This window comes from Paenibacillus sp. FSL H7-0703, from assembly GCF_038003485.1.
GTDB classification, from domain to species: domain Bacteria; phylum Bacillota; class Bacilli; order Paenibacillales; family Paenibacillaceae; genus Paenibacillus; species Paenibacillus polymyxa_B.
The window spans coordinates 860,554-877,527 of the sequence record NZ_JBBOPF010000001.1; the positions used below are offsets into that span (position 1 = coordinate 860,554).

Genomic DNA, 16,974 nt, shown 5'->3' on the forward strand with positions numbered 1-16,974 from the left:
TTAAATTCTGGGGACATTAAAAGGTAGTGATCGAGCTTTAAGTAACTTATTGGCGCTTATTCATCAATATCATTTCAAACCATAAAAAAGGCACCCCAAGAAAAAAAGGTGCCTTTAAGCCTTGTAGATCAATTTCAATCAACTCCATTCTCTTGCTATCACGTTTACATAGAAACAATGAAGTTATAATAGCTTCTTACAAATGCCACTTGTGCCAACAGTTCATGCTAGAACACTCTAATAGATCTATTTTTTAATTTCTCAAATTGTTCCAACCTTTGTTTCTCATCCCATAAATAATGAAATCCCCATCTATTTGCCGTGTCCCCTTCTCGCAGCCCTTGTTTTAAAGCCGAGAAACGTGAATTTATATAGTCAAGTCCCAAGTATTTATAATGTAACAATAAAACATCATTATTGGATGGCTTTATGACGTCCCCTATAGGTGAAGCAGTATGCCTGCCAGGACTGAAATTTATTTCTTGTATCGCATTTGGATTAAATATTTGAGGCTTATCGTACGTTTGACTTCTTACACCATTCCTTACCGTCTCATGTAATGGTTGATCGCTACTCGGAAAAAAATCAGAAACCATCTCATAACCATCAGGGACAATCAACGTTATCCCTTTAGAGGTGCATTCTCGCAGATATATTCTAAGGTTAGGGTGATAGAAATGTTCATCAGCGTCACAGACAATAACCCAGTCTGCCTTTCCTCTGCTTCCTTTCCAAAATTGATTGAATTTATCTTGTGCTGATTTCACGAGAGAATTACCTTTTATTTCGAATCTATCTATAACAACTTTGGGATTTTCCCTTAACATGGATATAGAATTATCAGTTGAGCCGTTATCGAAAATATAGTATTGATCCGCTATATTATCATAGTGCTTTAAAAAAAACGGGAGCATTTTTTCTTCATTCCAGCATAAAGCATAAACATGGATTATCACGTGCTCTTCCCCTTTCAAACTCAAAGCTTATGAACCAACTTGCTTGATAATATATGCAACTTATATTTGTGGGGTTCAAGTCGTGGAAGACAAGCTTTTTGTTAAGCGAGTATGTGAGAGATGATATATCATAATGCTGAATTGCCGGATTGCACCAGGCTTTAATCATTCTGATCGTAGCTAAGTAGCGTCTCTGCGTGCAGCATACGTTGGGTTTGAACAAGCTCCCGAAAAGTTTTGCCAGTCTGCTCTTTTAACAAATTCCCCAGATAATTAGCATTAAAATTAAATGCCGTCCCCAATTGGGGTAGCGTGTAATCCCGATAATGCTGCTCAATGTATTGCAAATATCAATAATTGTTTTCACATAGGCTGCCTCGGATGTTTCTCCCCACATAAACAGACTATACTTTTCCATCAATACCAATTCTGCTTGCGGATAATTGAGTACACCTTGGGCAATCATCACCTCCCACCGCATACCGACGAATGGTGGTCTTTTATCGATTGGCATGAGCAGTTGGATAAGCCAACCCCCTTCTCAAGCCATACTTATTTACACGTTAAAAAGGGCTATTCGATTGGCTGAACAGGTTGATCCTGACAGGATTCCGTTCCTGAACCAGCGGTTAGAGGACGTTACGACAGCAACACTTGCTGTCTGAGAAACCCGAAATTAGACTGACAACACCATATATGCATCACTATTTAGTTGAAGCTTGGCTGATTACGGGTGATCGGGATGGAGCTGTGCAGCACCTCAAATCCTACTGGGGAGGCATGCTGCGGGACGGAGCCGATACGTTCTGGGAGTTGTACGATCCCCATAACAAAGCCTTTTCACCCTACGGCAGTTATCTGATCAACAGCTACTGTCACGCGTGGAGCTACCCCAACCTATTCGATTCGTAAGTATAAGCTTTAAAATATAATAAGGCCATGCCAGATCAGGTTATGAGAACCTTTTCCAGCACGGCCTTATGGTTTGACCAACTACCCGTCTGTTCGCATCACTTTGGCTAGCAGCTCATACGAGCGCAGGCGCGCTTGATGGTCATATACCTGAGAGGTTGTAATCAGCTCATTGGCTCTAGTCTGGTCGATTATCAAATCCATCTTTTGCTTGACGGTGTCAGGACTGCCGATGGCTGAATACCCCAGCATATTACCACGAACCATCTCCTTCTCGTGCTCACTCCAAAGCTTTTCCATGTCATCCACTGGTGGCTTCAGTCCTCCGCTGTGCCCGCGCAGCACATTTAGAAACTGTTGTTCTTGTGATGTAAAGAGCCATTTTGCTTCCTCATCAGAATCTGCAACAAGCACATTAACACCGACCATCACATATGGCTTATCCAGTGCTTTGGATGGCCGAAAATTGCGATGATACAACTCCAGAGCCTGTAGCAAATGAGCCGGGGCAAAGTGGCTGGCGAACGCGAACGGCAGCCCAAGCTGACCTGCCAGCTGTGCGCTGAATCCGCTTGATCCCAGTAACCAGATGGGAATGTCCAGCCCTTCTCCAGGAATCGCTCTTACTCCCGGAACGGCTCCGTTCAGCGCTGGATTCAGGTAAGAACGCAGCTCATTCAATTGCTCAGGGAAATCTTCCCCAGTATTGTGAAGCCCTCTCCGCAGTGCTCTCATCGCAGGTTGATCCGTGCCTGGAGCCCGGCCAAGTCCCAGATCAATTCGTCCCGGATAGAGCGACTCTAGGGTTCCAAACTGCTCTGCAATCATGAGTGGAGCATGGTTAGCCAGCATAATACCGCCTGAACCCACCCGAATCTTGTTTGTATGTGCAGCCACATGCCCGATGATCACGGACGTAGCCGCACTGGCAACCGCCTGCATGTTATGATGCTCCGTTAGCCAGTACCGATGGTACCCCCATTGTTCAGCATGCTGGGCAAGATCCACCGTGTCGCGGAAGGAATCGGCAGGAGTGCCGCCTTCAAGGACAGGTGCAAGATCTAATATAGATAGTGCAACGTTACGCGTAGTCATTATATATAAACCCCCTGTTAAAATATTATTTTACGAATTTTCCTCAATGCCTTAATTCTTTGACCTATCAATTGATACGTCAATTATGATAATGTGTTCCTTTATGAATTGCAAATGATTTAAATTTTTAGTTTTTATCAAAAAACAGTTTACTTTTATGATAAGCTCATCTATTATGCAATATATGTGGATAATGATTATCCACATTAGCCTGGTTATAAAGATTGAGGTGATTGCTAGTGCATATGAAAACAGGTGTCGAACAATCCGTCTACGCTCTTCTTCTACTCACGATGCTGCCGGACAAAGCCGTTTTACCTGGGGAGGCCATTAGCCAGCAGTTAGGTGCATCTCCTACTTATTTTCATAAACTGTTACGAAAATTGGTTAGCTCCGATTTGATTACTTCTGTGCCTGGTGTCAAGGGCGGGTTCAAATTAAAGAAAAAACCTGAGGATATACGGGTATTTGATATTTATCTAGCGATTGAGGGACAACAAACCCTTTATTCTTCCAGTGGCATATACAACGAAATGCTTGAATTAAAGAAAGACGATCAGTGTTGTTTACTGGCAAATTTGATGGAAGAAGCGGAAGCCTCCTGGAAAGCCGTTCTGAAAAGAGAAACTATCGCGTCACTATCTGCTGACTTTTTTAAGGAAGGATATGATGACAAAATGACTTCTTTAGAGAACTGGATTCAGAAAAAAATGGTCTTGTAAAGAACTCTAATGAACAGAAAGGAATATGAACATGAACGATTATTTAGTAAAAGCTCTTGCCTACAATAACCAGGTACGGGCTTATGCCGTGAGAACAACGGATACAGTAAGTGAAGCTCAACGGCGTCATTATACCTGGCCCACAGCATCGGCTGCATTGGGACGTTCTATGACGGTCGGCGTCATGCTGGGAGCCATGCTTAAAGATGAAGATAAACTGACGATCAGGATTAATGGCGGCGGACCTATCGGCACTATTCTTGTCGATACCAACTCCAAAGGTGAAGTTAGAGGTTATGTAAAAAATCCACAAACCCATTTTGAGCTTAATCAGATAGGGAAATTAGATGTAGCCAGAGCTGTAGGAATAGATGGAGCGCTAATTGTATCTAAAGATATCGGCTTAAAACACCCGTTTGTTGGACAAGTCCCTCTCATTTCGGGTGAATTGGGAGAGGATTTCACATCTTATCTCGTCCAATCCGAACAAATTCCTTCTTCTGTAGGAGCGGGAGTTATTGTTAACCCGGATAACTCTATTCAGGCGGCTGGAGGTTTTATTATTCAGTTGATGCCAGATACGCAGGAGGAGGTTATCAGTTTTATCGAGAGACGCATTGAGAGCATTCCAAGCATCTCCGCAATGGTCATGGAAGGTCTTACGCCAGAGCAGATTCTGGGTCAGATTTTGGGAGAAAGCAACCTGAACATACTGGAAACCATGCCTGTACAATTTCATTGTCCCTGCTCAGAAGAGCGCGTTACCAATGCCATTATCAGCTTAGGGAATAAGGAAATAGAAGATATGATCCATACCGATGGACAGGCTGAAGCTCATTGTCACTTTTGTAACGCACACTACCATCTTACCAAAGAAGATCTCGAAGGCATGCTGGAAACAAACATCATTTAAATATGGGCTGTTCCCAAAAAGTTGGTTTAGCTACTGGGGAACAGCTTTTTTCTCTCCCAATGCTTCCGATGATTTCTTAATCCTAAACACGGTAGACTTGTTCATGATGTAAGTGATAATGTTATATTATTCCAATCACTTGAAATGAGGTGCGCTATGCTCGAAAAAGATACGCAGGAAATTTTAAGACGAAGATTGTGCTGGAGGTCTTGCAGGAAGAGCAGACCGTGAACGAGATTGCCGCCAAATATGAAATGAGCCCGTGATGATTAGCTGGTGGAAAGCCGAGTTTCTGAGCCAGGCGTCTATGGTATTCGAGAAAGGGACGAGTGAAGCGGACAAGATAAGAAAGGAATACGCAAGCAAACAGGAGCGCCTAGAAAAGCTGGTCGATCAACTTACCGTTGAAGTCGACTGGCTCAATGGGAGTATTACACATCTTCCGGCAATCCCCAGTTCATTAATGAATTTCGGCATTATCGGAATGATCAGCCGATGCTGGTGAACACCGGAAACAGGTTCAGCATAAGAACACATCATATCCCCCCTCATAATTTAAGGGTTGCCGCTCCGCGTCAACGCTTCAAACGCCGTTTTTAGGTCCGGTCGCTCCTCGAATTCAAGCCGCAGTTCTTCGGGAACCGTTTACTCGGCATGTTTTTCAGTTCCACTGCAAGACCGGCTTCCTCCATCCAAACAGCGCCTCCTCCTAAACACTGTTGGACAAATAGCCGCGCTCAGGGTCAAAGATCATCTTTTAAACGGGTTCTATCCGCTCGTCTATAATTTCTATACGGTGATCTTCCATATTCAATTTAACAATACCGGGATAATTTAATGTCATGAAATAATGCGAGCCGTTGCATTCAATAATTTTCGAAAACTTGCTCTGATCGTTATATTTATGCCCTTTGTCACTGGCAGTTTTATATACTGAAAAGATGAATCCGTTAAATCGAAGATCGCTGTGCACTCAACCGAATGTGGAGAAAAATAAAGTTTACGGCCGCTTTGATAGATATGGTGGTACACTCTCCAATCCAGCGCTTAGTTTATCGTCAAGCATGAACGTGCGAGCAGCGGAGAGATTGTTGTTCCTTTTCATAATTGATATATCTACAACTCAGTGCATGTAGCGCGTTTATTGCTGCTCGGCAAATCTCCACCAGGCAAATGTTCCGACTATTCCGGCTATTCCCGTAGACGCAAGAATGATTATACTACTCAACTTTAAAAACCCGGTGCTTTGAAATACCGACGGGATGGTCCACGGAAAATAGGGGGCGAATCCAAAAGAGGCCAAAACATTTGAGAGAATGACGATTATCAGGATGAGTCCTAATGGTGCCAAGTATCCCTTGCTCACATTGGCCAGAAGAGTGCCTGGTGTGGTAACAATAATAAACAATAGCGATGTTATAATGAATTTAAAGAAGATATTCCAAATAAAAGAAGCTAACCCGCCCGCAACTCCTAGAATACCCCCCACGGCAAAACCTATGGCAAACATATACACGGAAAGTAATAGGCTCCATGCTAAAATTACAAGAAATTTGGACAGTACAATTTTCGATCTGGAAACGGGCTTTGCAAGCAAATCTTTAATTGTTTTATCCGAAAACTCTCGTCCAAATACCCATGCCGCGATAAAGGTGTACCCGATAAGTCCCAGCGGGGCAAGACTATCAAGCAATTCGGTTAAATACATTTTCCAATTGATGCCGCCGGCGTCACTGGATAAAATAATTCCGACTCCCATCATGATTGGCCCAAATGCAAAAATAAGAAACACCAACCAAAACACATTGGCGCGGATAATCTTGCGAATCTCACAATATAAGACAGAAAAAATATTCATTATATATTCCCCCTTGTCATACCAATTGTGCGGAGAAAATATCCTTCCAAATCCTCCGTAATCACTCGAAGCAATGTTGGCGGTTGATTGTATTTAACCAGCAGTTCGGCCAGTCGTTCAGGACTATCCGCTGCGTGGGCATCGGTTAGTTTAATATAGCCGTCTATTGTCTCCTCAAATGCATATCCATGCTCTTCAAGTACCTTCTTTAAGGCATGTTTGTCGCGGCCATTCACCACTAAGTTTTTCTGTAACGATTGCTCCAGCTTATCCATTGCGACTTCTTTAACAAGATGGCCATTGTGAATAATCCCAATGCGTGTGGAAACTTTCGAGAGTTCCTCTAACAGATGGCTGGATATAAAAACAGTTACGCCGAAATTTTTCGCTAGGCTATATAACATATTCCGTATCTCCGCCACGCCTGCGGGATCGAGGCCATTTATCGGCTCATCCAATATTAGAATTTCCGGATTGTGAATCATTGCTTTCGCAAGTCCCAGGCGCTGTTTGTTTCCTAAAGAAAGATTCTTTGCCTTCTTCTGTTTGTGCAGCTCAAGCCCCAACTTATAGATAACCCGATTTACGGAATCTTTGTCAGGCACCCCTTGCATGCGTCGTGCTATGTCAAGATTTTCAACTACAGTTAAATCGGGATAAAAAGTAGCCTCCTCCAAATATCCAACCTTGTCCCATAATTTATAGTTTCCGGCATCGACCTTTTCACCTAACATATAGAGCTTGCCGGAGGTTGGCTTGAGCATCGCCAAGAGCATCTTTATGGTCGTTGTCTTTCCAGCGCCATTCAGTCCCAAAAATCCAAATATCTCTCCTCGGCTCACCTCCAGCGAAAGATTGTTCAATGCGATATAGTCGCCAAATTTTTTGTGCACTCCCTCAATTTGTATGGCGGGCGTTATTCCATTTTTTACCTTTGATAAAATACTCATAGCCTTCAACTCCTCCATAAACAGAGAGCTTATTCAGGATTCTAAGTACGACACTCCTGAACAAGCTCAATCAGAAATTTTTCAATAAATCTACTTTATGATGTGCGAGGCGAGGCTGGCCCAAGCCCAATTGAGCAGAGCCAATTCAGCGCTACCTCATGCAGCACGTTGATGTTGTCTACCTGACAGTGTTCTAATCCGCCAAGTCGTCTATCCTCTATCGGGTAGAACGTCTTGTTTTTCGACCCCGCTTGCTCGTAATTCTTCAAGGCTTGTGTCAGCGGATTTGGCTGAACCAATATCTCTTCCGCTCCGTGCATTACAAGAAGCGGACATTCTATCTGGTGGAGCACGCCCTCAAGATCATAGGCAAAACGCGGATTCCCCGCAAAATCCTCCAAGCTTTTTGCCCCCAGAATTCTCATGCCGTGTGCGGCCAGACTCGGCGGCATCCATTTAAGCATGGCATCCCAGTCGAAGGCGTGCGTACCGCCGTCGGAGATGACGGCAGCAATCCTGTGATCGAACGAAGCGAATCGCAGCGAGTCGTAAGCCGCAAAACTCTCCCCGTGCACGATAATCTTATCGGGATCGACTTCCGGCCGCGTTAGAAGAAAGTCGATTGCTCGGGAATGGAAAGCCTCACTGTCCGCTCGTCTTCCTTTTCCCTTTTCGTACAGCGAGAGGCCGGTCCCAGGCTGGTCATAGACCAGAAAGTTATATCCACACGAAATAAAAGCGGGACCTAGCCAGAAATAGTTTTCAATGGACCACTCGTCGCCACCGTTGAGAGCAAAAAGGGTCGGCTTCGGACCTTTTATCCAGGAAGGGGAGAAGAAGTAACCATCCAACTTGACATCTTCGTAATCGACTTGGATCTTCTCCGGTTGGACATCGAAGTACTTTCCGGCAGCTTCGAAGAGTTCATTTACTTTCTTAAATATACGGATTTTCTCGGTGTCATCATCCATCACCGCATATTCCGCAATTCTGTAGTAATTGCAGGCACGAATGTAGCAGTTTCGTGCTGTATACCAGTTTCCAGCCGTTTCGGCCTCCTTGCCGTGTCTTTCCAATGCCTGAGCCGTTATGAGCCATTCCCTGTGCCACGTGTCCTTGTCATCGGGGTCGATTTTTTTGCAGGCCTCGTAGATCTCGGTGACGTCCGTAGCACCGAGGCTTGCCATACCCAAAGCTTTGGTGACTTGGTATGACATCATGTAGTGATTGGGCCAACGGCTGAACTCAATTGACATTGCAACATCCTCCTTTTCCAGTTCATGTGATTGTAGTTTTTTTACTACAAGTAATTTTTACAACACAAAGATAAAGCTTCTTTAAAAGAAAAATAAATGTTTATAAAGAGAATATAAAAAACTATAAACCGCTGAAAAAACAAAAAAGGCTGCTGCCTGGGTGTTCACACCTGGCAGCAGCCTTTAACTCCTGTAGTAAAAGAAAATGTGCAAAAATAAAATCAGTGTTGTGCGGCCAAGGGAAGGCTGAATCTTATCCCCAAACCGCCATATTCGGAAGGGTAGGCGCAAATTTCGCCCCTATGATGTTCAATAATGGATTTACAGCTTGCAAGACCCAGACCCAGCCCGCCCTTTTGGATTTGCCGCGATTTATCCACAGTGAAAAATTTGAGGAACAGAGAAGATATATCCTTATCCGGCACTCCAATTCCATTATCCTCGATTTGAAAAAAGGCATACTGTCCTAGCGGGTATCCGGTCATATACACTTTCAGTTTATTTTTCCCTCCATATCTTACAACATTGCTAAAGAGGTTGCCGAAAACCCGACGTATCATCGGTTCATTGACCATCAGCAATATATTTTCCGTGAATGAATGGCGGCAAGTAAGCTCGTTGTCAAGTCCCGCCAACTCATACTCATATTCAAGGGCAATGTTTTCAAATAATTTTGAAGCTTTTACAGGTTTAGCTACCATAGATTCCAACTCCAGTTTTTCTTTGGTGAAGCTGGAGAAATCATTGATGAGTTCGACCATATATCCTGACTTCTTTTGAATCAAATCATAATATTCCTGCTTTTCAGTTTCTGGTAAATCCTTGTGTGTGGCCAGCAGTTCAGTAAAACCATTAATAGATGTCAAGGGTGTTTTCAAGTCGTGGGCAATCGCCGCAATCATATCGATCTGCTCTTTGTGCGCGAGTTGAAGCCGATGCTCCATCTTATTAAAGTGCTTATAAAGTTCTCCGATCTCATCATTACTTCTCAGAGCTAGCGGAGGCAGTGGATGTACAATATTTACTTCTTCAAGCCTGGTATTCAGAAGCTGAATGGGTTTCTCTATGCAAAAATGAATATAGATAATCAGAATAATAAATATGAAACAGGCAATTGCAAATATGGGCAGGAGCAATGCTATATATCGCGAGTCCAGCAATGAACTGCGTATAGGGGAATATACTGCAAAGACAAGCTTCAGATACATTCCAATCGAAAACATGAATATTATAAACATCAGCAGGAACAAAAGAGGAAGCTTTATTTTCAGTTTCATACTATTGCTCTCTTTCCGTGTATTTATATCCTATGCCCCATATTGTTTTAATAAAGTGATATTCAGGACCAAGTTTCTTACGGATATTTTTTATATGAACCGTTACGGTATTTATTTCTCCGTATTCGTCTCCCCAGACGTTTTCATATATCTGCTCACGAGTCAATACATGATTGGGGTGGCGCATGAGGATAGACAGAATCTGAAATTCCTTCGTTGATAAGTCGAGCTTCCTGCTATTCAGAAATGCTTCAAACGTCTTATCGTTCAAAATGAGCGGAGCATCCGCCTTTTCGTTACTGGGACTAAGTTCATCCCACTCTTTAAAAAGCCTGTCCACTTTTCTGAAGTGAGCCTTTATCCTGGAGACAAGCTCCTGAATACTGAAAGGTTTGGTCATGTAATCGTCTGCTCCTATTTCGAGCCCGACGATTTTATCAATGTCCTTATCACGTGCACTTAAAAACAGAATTGGGACATTATAAGAATTTCGGATACTTCTGCAGACATCAAGTCCATCCATATCAGGCATTACTATATCAAGAACGATGAAATCAATGTGATTTTCTTCCAATGCAGATAAGGCTTCTTTCCCGGAACATGCCGAAATTATTGCAAATTGCTCGTACCTTAAACTCTTTGTGATGAGTTTTACGATTTCTTCATCGTCGTCTACAACTAATATCGTTTTTGGCATCTTTATACCTCCCAACCTCTTTAAAGGGACTGCATTTATATAACACACAAGAGCCGCATGGACTCGAATTGACAAAAAAAGTCGCGCTCAAAGCGCCTCTCCAGTTCCGGATATTTCTCCTTTGGATGCCAGTTGAGGTAATAGGATTTCTTGAAGCAACATGTTGATTTCTTTTAAAAAGGCTTTATTGTCCGGACTTCCTCCCAGAAAAATGCCTGGGGGGTTGCTCAATACAGCGTTATCCCCATTATTAGATAAAAAAATTCTACCCGGTATGGTGCCTCTAATGATTACCTTGAATCGATATGTGATGCTTCATTGTATTAAAAAGACCGAATGCCTTATAAAAATAAGATTCTGCGAGTTCCATTCCTTGAATCATGTGATGAGCACACATCTGTCTGATTTGCCTCCCATAAGCCTATGAGAGTTTCGATGGTCTGTACTTGATGCCTCGCTTCATTATGGATAAAACATACAATTCGGTCAAGTGTACTTTGGGTAATGAAGAAGGCCTCGGCAGCACAATTGAATGGCTTCTGTGTATAGGCTATTGTAAGGGTAGGAGACTTTTCCCAGATAAAAGAACTTACAGGAGGTTGTTTTCCTTGATGATCCTTCCGCTTATGGAGACAACATTATGAGAAGTGAACATGAAATGCTGCATACCATTCTCCATTTTGCTCAAGAGGACGAGCGGGTACGTGCCGTGATTCTGAATGGTTCACGCGCCAATCCACATGCTCCACGGGACATTTTTCAGGATTATGATATCGTCTTTCTCGTATCCTCCATGGACAGCTTTATTCAGGAACGTCGCTGGATCAACCATTTTGGTGAATTGATCATTATGCAGACGCCCGATGAGCATATGGAACCTATCCCGATGCCCCGCGATCGCTTTGCTTTTCTCATGTTATTTACGGACGGCAATCGCATAGATCTTACACTCTACCCTGCGAATAACATCGCCAATTGGACCCGAGACAGCTTAAGTGTACTGCTGCTGGATAAAGACGGGCTTGTGGAGCCTTTCCCACCGCCAGTCTTCAAGATTATAAGACGATACCTCCAACTGCCCAAGTCTATGCGAATTCCTGCAACGAGTTTTGGTGGGTCAGTACTTATGTGGCTAAAGGGTTATGGCGACAGGAGCTACCCTATGCCAAATTTATGCTGGATCGGCCTGTGAGAGATGCGCTTCACTTGATGCTGGAATGGCATATTGGTATACGAACAGACTTCGCTGCAGATCCGGGTAAACAGGGAAAATATTTCGAGAACCACCTTGAACCTGATCTTTGGACACTCTATATCCAAACGTTTGCGGATGCAGATTATGAACATACGTGGCAGTCTCTTTTGATCATGGGAAATTTATTTAGAAAAGTTGCCTTGGAAGTAGCCAACTATTATGATTACGAATATCCGACTCTGGACGATCAACGTGTTACAAACTATCTCCATCACGTAAAAGCTCTCCCAGCAGATGCTAAGGACATTTATTGATAAAAAACCAGTCGGCACTTGATTTATATGTGCTAAGCTGGTTTTATTTTTATACACTAACGTTATTCTGTCCTATGTGCTGCTTTAGATATTGCGCTGTTCGTTCCGGTTGCGAGATCGGAAAATGATGAGCTGCCGGAATATTCAGCGTATGCAGGGCATGAAATGGCTCGGGCAACTTATAGATCTGATCCTTCACACCCCATAGAATCGAAACCTCCTCTTTATACATTCTTTCGGATATCTCAGGAACCGACCGGAAGCTATCGGACTTCGTTAGCATGGCTAGGGCTTGCGCAGTCGTCTTTCTTGCGCGTGGGGAACGCATTTCTTCAAGAACATACGTGATGTATGCTGGCGGGATATCGTCGATACTTTCAAAACAAGTCTGCGCAAGCAATTGCTTGCGTAAGCCTGAATCGCTGAATCTGCCTAGCATACTCTCCGTAATTCGTGCGCTCCGATATCTGCGCGGAGCAGTATGCAATACAGGCTGCAATAGGTGTAAGCTACTGATACGCTCAGGTACGCGTTCCCATGCCTTAGCAGCTAGTAGTCCGCCGAACGAATGACCTACAAGGCAGATTGGCGTTTCCAAAGCCTGAATAGCCTGCACTAACGATTCAATGTGGCCTTCTAGTACATCCTCCTTATGATGGTATGGGGAACGGCCAAAACCGGGAAGATCCACCAAGCAAACAGAGGATTCCGGAAATTGATTTGCCAGCGGTATCAAACAATCTGCCCCGCTGAAAGTACCGTGAACTAATACGATCGTTGGATTTCCATTCTTCACCCTTCGCTCCAGTGTAGCTAATGGCCCACGTCTGTTGCGGACATATCCATCTGTATCTATGGTGGAATGAGCAATCCTGAAATCAAGATCAGTAATGACAAATGGGAACACGCTTTTGTTCATCGCCTGTGACAACCCGTATTTACGTTGAATCTCTCGTGCTGCATCCAGTGGGTAGTCCACATCTACGATAAAATCGAGTGATTCCTTCGGAATACCTAACTTTTGGCCCAGAGGAGTACCCAGTATACTGGTTAGCCAAGCTGGCGAAATCGAACCGAGCGGTTTACGTACACGAAGCTCCTTCGCCATATTCGTTCCCAGCTCTATCATCGTTGGACTCTGCTGTCTGTCATCCATCAAGTAGTATGTTTCGCTGGCAGGATGTGATTCCTTCGTAAGAGCACTGATCAATTCGGCTGCATGATCTACATGGACCAAGGGGAGCCAATGAGATTTTCCGCCGGGGACAAGTCCCATAAGCTTGCGCGCTGTAGAACCTACGAGAATGCCTAGCCCACCAGTTTGGGGCGTATCCCCAGACTCTGAGTCACCAATGACAACGCTCAAATGGACAACCGAAAGCGGAAATCCTTCCTTGTGTGCTCCTTGACGGATACGCAAATCAGCCAAAAATTTCATCCGTTCATATGGAGGTGCCTGTTCCAAATGAGCGATGACCGGCTCGGGAGTAAGCCAGTTATGATCATTAAAAGGGCTTTTGTACCCAACCAAATGAATAAAATGTCGTAACCCTTTGCTCGCATGAATATATGTAGCCAACGTTATCATTTCTTCTGCCGCTTGTAGAAAAGCTGCTCTCGCATCCTCCTCTCCCAGCAGAATATCCATCGGACCTCCTGCATGAATTATCACATCTGCGGTCTCCACGAGCTGCCTGTCAGCAGGATTTAGTCCTAGAGCAGGTATACTCAAATCGCCAATAACCGGTGTTAATTTCCCGATATGCCATGCTGTCTCCAAATCCATTTGCCTGCATATTTGTTCCCACTTCTGCTGCGAACGAACCAGGACGGTAATAGTGTGTTCCTCCTTGGAAAGTTGTCGTAACGTATGCATGCCGATAAATCCTGTGCCGCCCGTGATAAAGATATGTGCCATATACGAAACCTGCCTTTTTTAATTTTTAGTACTTCGTAGTACTAATAAAGATTAAAAAAATCACTTTAGCAGAAGTGCTAAAGTAAATTTTAAATTTTCGAGTATGCTCGGGTCCTGGCTTGCATGCTGCAGAAAGAGCGCACCTTCAATGGCCGAGACGATGAATTGGGCCGTCGACCTCGCAGGAAGTTCAGCCTGAATCTCTAATCTTTCCCTTCCCTCGTTCAACAATATTTCTACGGTAGTGATTTGGCTTTGGAAGAACTGGCTTATTTTATTCCGAAACAAGGCGCTATCTTGAGGCATTTGCGTATAAAGAGTAATAAAGGGACAGCCTCCCAAATAATCTGTCTCTTGCTCTGTCAGCAATTGAAGAAGGATTTCAAAACGTTCCTGAACAGACTGATCCTTACGCGAAACAACTTCATAAATCATCTCATTATACGTTTGAATCAGTTGATCCAGAATGGCTGAAAGTAGCTCTTCTTTACTTTTAAAATAATAGTAAATGTTCGTTTTGGACACATTGCTCACAGCCACAATTTCATCCATACTTGTTGCATGATATCCTTGGGTAAGAAACAATGAGGTGGCGATGCGCAGAACAACATCCCGATTCGTGATTTTATTTTTTTTCATCATATTTAGCACTATACGGTACTAAAAAAGACTTGTCAACCTTCGCTGGAACATGTCTGCTCCAAAATATTATTTTTCGGCCAGAACCCGGTCACCTCTGCTCGCAGGCTGAGAAATAACCAAAAATTCAACATCCTGATTCGTTTCATTAAACATTTGATGAGGCACCATAGGAGGAACCTCACACCCTTCCTGAGATCCTAATTGGATTCGTTCACCATCCACTTCAAGTACCGCTGTACCTGATAAAATAAAGAAAAATTGGCGCGCATGATGATGATAATGTCTGACCTCATGTGTATTTCCGGGCATCCGCTCATGAATAATGCTCAAATCATTATTTTTCACCAAGCGCCAACCATCACATTGATCTCCCCATATATAATGTTCGGCATTATTTTTACTAATTTTCATTATTGAACTCCTCCTTTTGCAATTACAGTTTATTTTATATATGAATTCATAGAGCTACAATCTTAATTATAAAACGGCAGGACAAATGTAAAAAAGTCCGACTTAGTCAGACTTTTTTATATATCCGCCTCGATAATTTCCTCCAACTTAATCCAGCTAAAATCCTCCTCCCCACGGGACAGCTTCACTTCTCGCCGACTTGTATTAATCACCGTGACCAATCCACGAAGCTCCTCATCATCAAACGGGTTGAACACTTTTAGCGTAATAGGCTTCCGTTCGTTATAGGATACGATGATGGCCTGTTCAATCTGCTGCATTTCCTGATCGTCCAGTGCTGGCTTGCCGCGCCTTCCTTGCTCCTTCATCAGTCTTAAATATGCCTCCCGATGCTCAGGCAAAATCATGCGCGAGCTTTCCCATATGCCATTTCCTTCAAGCTTTTTCCCCATCATAAGCCCCTCCTATGCTGTTCTGGTTACCGGATGCCATGCCAATACATGATCTAATCGAAAAACACGTGGCTGGCCTGTCTGTAGACAGGTGGCTCGTATCAAGCCATTCTGCACACGATGCACCTCGATACGCCGATGAGACAGCTTGCCCTTCCGATCCAAATACACGATTTCCACGATCTGCCCCACGTATTTTTCCAACATGATCCTTCACTCCTTATCAGAACGTTTGTTTGTATTATATGCGAACATGCGTTTGATTATCAATGTAAAAAAATCCCCTGAGGGATTTGACTCTCTCAAGGGAATTAAAATTCATAGGTGGATAGCTTAATATCTTCTTTATTCAAATCTTTCAGCGGATAGACAGGGCCATTCCAATAAGTCAGAATATCAAGCGGCTCATTAGTACCATGTTCCTTTAAAGAAAGAGATAATTCAAGTAATAAATGTGGAAGTTGATAGGAGCTTGTTAAAAACTGATATTCCTCTGGACTTTCACAGTCTTCTGCTCGATAGAACACAAAGTATCCCTCGGTATGATCTCCAATGAGTACAATATAACGAGCAAGAAACATAATTTCGCCATTGGCAAAAGGAATAGAATATGTCGAAGCAGAGATCAAATCGGTCTCTAGTCCCTCAATACGAAGGGTAAGTTCATTGTTAAGAGCATCCATTCTTTCTCTTTGTTCGCTGATGAGGTGTTCATAATTTACAGGGACAAGCCCTCCATTCTTGATCGTAGCGATCAGTTCGTCTATAAATACTTTTTGAGACAACACTCGATTGCTCATCCTATTCATCTCCATATTCGTAAAAATAAGCATGGAATTCTCGCTTTAACATGTTCAATATTTATGTATTAAAAATCTTGATTCATTAACTCCCCAGCATTTTTGTGACTGCATTCACGACCCTTTCCATCTCAAATGGTTTAACAATAAAGTCTTTTGCACCTGCCTGAAATGCTTTTATAATCGCTTCCTGCTGCCCCAAAGCAGAACACATCAAAATGTTGGCTTGGGGATCAAGCTCTACAATCTTTTTAACAGCCTCAAGTCCGTCCATCTTAGGCATATTAATATCCATGGTGATTAAATCGGGACGAAAGTGTGCGTATTTCAAAACAGCATCATAACCATTTTCTGCTTCCGCGATAACAGCGTGACCTAAATCCAAAAGAATATCCTTAAGCACAGAACGCATAAATAAAGAGTCATCCACTACTATAACTGTTGCCAAATTAACCTCTCCAATCCGTTGTCAAATGATATGCACGTCCAAACTTCAATATCGGTGAATAAACTAGTAATATTAATAGAAAGAATCTGTAAAAATAAAAACGCTACCAATGAATTATAAAAGAAATTTGAAACTAGCTACTACAGCATTAGTTTTCA

The 16,974-nt window shown here is 43.1% G+C and carries 19 protein-coding genes and 1 pseudogene; 5 read left to right on the plus strand and 15 right to left on the minus strand.

All coding sequences use genetic code 11. From position 1 onward, the window contains the following. Window positions 1–227: 227 nt before the first annotated feature. Both MHB46_RS03210 and MHB46_RS03215 read right to left on the minus strand, forming a co-directional pair. A complete protein-coding gene (locus MHB46_RS03210; protein ID WP_341161594.1) occupies window positions 228–956 on the minus strand; it encodes a glycosyltransferase family 2 protein in 729 nt (242 codons plus the stop codon). A gap of 253 nt (window positions 957–1,209) precedes the next feature. Continuing rightward, a complete protein-coding gene (locus MHB46_RS03215; protein ID WP_341161595.1) occupies window positions 1,210–1,422 on the minus strand; it encodes a hypothetical protein in 213 nt (70 codons plus the stop codon). Between the two features lie 188 nt (window positions 1,423–1,610). Here MHB46_RS03215 and MHB46_RS03220 point away from each other — a divergent pair, with 188 nt between their 5' ends. Beyond that, the gene (locus MHB46_RS03220; protein ID WP_341161596.1) at window positions 1,611–1,868 is read left to right on the plus strand and encodes a hypothetical protein; all 258 of its coding nucleotides are present in this window, start codon (window positions 1,611–1,613) and stop codon (window positions 1,866–1,868) included. 81 nt (window positions 1,869–1,949) lie between these two features. Here the strand turns inward: MHB46_RS03220 and MHB46_RS03225 are convergent, their stop codons facing one another. Further along, window positions 1,950–2,963 (minus strand): LLM class flavin-dependent oxidoreductase, encoded by a 1,014-nt coding sequence (locus tag MHB46_RS03225; protein WP_341161597.1) that lies wholly within the window; start codon window positions 2,961–2,963, stop codon window positions 1,950–1,952. Between the two features lie 245 nt (window positions 2,964–3,208). Here MHB46_RS03225 and MHB46_RS03230 point away from each other — a divergent pair, with 245 nt between their 5' ends. The 3 genes from MHB46_RS03230 to MHB46_RS03240 all read left to right on the plus strand — a co-directional run bounded on the left by MHB46_RS03230 (window position 3,209) and on the right by MHB46_RS03240 (window position 5,103). After that, window positions 3,209–3,685, plus strand: coding sequence for an RrF2 family transcriptional regulator (locus MHB46_RS03230; protein ID WP_341161598.1), 477 nt, complete (start codon window positions 3,209–3,211; stop codon window positions 3,683–3,685). Between the two features lie 31 nt (window positions 3,686–3,716). Then, window positions 3,717–4,598: an Hsp33 family molecular chaperone HslO gene (gene hslO, locus MHB46_RS03235; protein WP_341161599.1), complete on the plus strand. Its 882-nt coding sequence runs from the start codon at window positions 3,717–3,719 to the stop codon at window positions 4,596–4,598. A 265-nt stretch (window positions 4,599–4,863) separates the two neighbouring features. Beyond that, on the plus strand, window positions 4,864–5,103 hold the full coding sequence (locus MHB46_RS03240; RefSeq protein WP_341161600.1) for a hypothetical protein: 240 nt from the start codon (window positions 4,864–4,866) through the stop codon (window positions 5,101–5,103). Between the two features lie 636 nt (window positions 5,104–5,739). On the opposite strand, the gene MHB46_RS03245 is transcribed toward MHB46_RS03240, so the two are convergent. From MHB46_RS03245 to MHB46_RS03265, 5 genes are all read right to left on the minus strand, one after another. Beyond that, the gene (locus MHB46_RS03245) at window positions 5,740–6,456 is read right to left on the minus strand and encodes an ABC transporter permease (protein WP_341161601.1); all 717 of its coding nucleotides are present in this window, start codon (window positions 6,454–6,456) and stop codon (window positions 5,740–5,742) included. After that, window positions 6,456–7,406 (minus strand): ABC transporter ATP-binding protein, encoded by a 951-nt coding sequence (locus MHB46_RS03250; RefSeq protein ID WP_341161602.1) that lies wholly within the window; start codon window positions 7,404–7,406, stop codon window positions 6,456–6,458. Before MHB46_RS03250 ends, MHB46_RS03245 begins: the two co-directional genes overlap by 1 nt. Before the next feature lie 95 nt (window positions 7,407–7,501). Continuing rightward, window positions 7,502–8,662 carry an alpha/beta hydrolase gene (locus tag MHB46_RS03255; protein WP_341161603.1) on the minus strand — a complete coding sequence of 387 codons (1,161 nt, stop codon included), beginning with the start codon at window positions 8,660–8,662 and terminating at the stop codon, window positions 7,502–7,504. 221 nt (window positions 8,663–8,883) lie between these two features. Then, window positions 8,884–9,939 carry a HAMP domain-containing sensor histidine kinase gene (locus MHB46_RS03260; protein ID WP_341161604.1) on the minus strand — a complete coding sequence of 352 codons (1,056 nt, stop codon included), beginning with the start codon at window positions 9,937–9,939 and terminating at the stop codon, window positions 8,884–8,886. A gap of 1 nt (window position 9,940) precedes the next feature. After that, complete coding sequence (locus MHB46_RS03265; protein WP_104495528.1) at window positions 9,941–10,636, minus strand: response regulator transcription factor; 696 nt, start codon at window positions 10,634–10,636, stop codon at window positions 9,941–9,943. Window positions 10,637–11,276: 640 nt separating this feature from the next. Between MHB46_RS03265 and MHB46_RS03270 the strand changes: the two are divergent. After that, a pseudogene (locus tag MHB46_RS03270) lies at window positions 11,277–12,145 on the plus strand (aminoglycoside 6-adenylyltransferase). A gap of 49 nt (window positions 12,146–12,194) precedes the next feature. On the opposite strand, the gene MHB46_RS03275 reads toward MHB46_RS03270, so the two are convergent. From MHB46_RS03275 to MHB46_RS03305, 7 genes are all read right to left on the minus strand, one after another. After that, window positions 12,195–14,063: an alpha/beta fold hydrolase gene (locus MHB46_RS03275; protein ID WP_341161605.1), complete on the minus strand. Its 1,869-nt coding sequence runs from the start codon at window positions 14,061–14,063 to the stop codon at window positions 12,195–12,197. 60 nt (window positions 14,064–14,123) lie between these two features. Beyond that, window positions 14,124–14,705, minus strand: a complete 582-nt coding sequence (locus tag MHB46_RS03280; RefSeq protein WP_341161606.1) for a TetR/AcrR family transcriptional regulator — start codon at window positions 14,703–14,705, stop codon at window positions 14,124–14,126. A 66-nt stretch (window positions 14,706–14,771) separates the two neighbouring features. Then, the gene (locus MHB46_RS03285; RefSeq protein ID WP_028542344.1) at window positions 14,772–15,116 is read right to left on the minus strand and encodes a cupin domain-containing protein; all 345 of its coding nucleotides are present in this window, start codon (window positions 15,114–15,116) and stop codon (window positions 14,772–14,774) included. Window positions 15,117–15,232: 116 nt separating this feature from the next. Next, the gene (locus MHB46_RS03290) at window positions 15,233–15,568 is read right to left on the minus strand and encodes a YolD-like family protein (RefSeq protein ID WP_013310132.1); all 336 of its coding nucleotides are present in this window, start codon (window positions 15,566–15,568) and stop codon (window positions 15,233–15,235) included. A gap of 12 nt (window positions 15,569–15,580) precedes the next feature. Next, window positions 15,581–15,775 (minus strand): hypothetical protein, encoded by a 195-nt coding sequence (locus tag MHB46_RS03295; protein ID WP_013310131.1) that lies wholly within the window; start codon window positions 15,773–15,775, stop codon window positions 15,581–15,583. A gap of 104 nt (window positions 15,776–15,879) precedes the next feature. Continuing rightward, a complete protein-coding gene (locus tag MHB46_RS03300) occupies window positions 15,880–16,368 on the minus strand; it encodes a hypothetical protein (RefSeq protein WP_165175423.1) in 489 nt (162 codons plus the stop codon). Between the two features lie 85 nt (window positions 16,369–16,453). Further along, window positions 16,454–16,816: a response regulator gene (locus tag MHB46_RS03305; protein WP_023988407.1), complete on the minus strand. Its 363-nt coding sequence runs from the start codon at window positions 16,814–16,816 to the stop codon at window positions 16,454–16,456. Window positions 16,817–16,974: the final 158 nt, after the last annotated feature.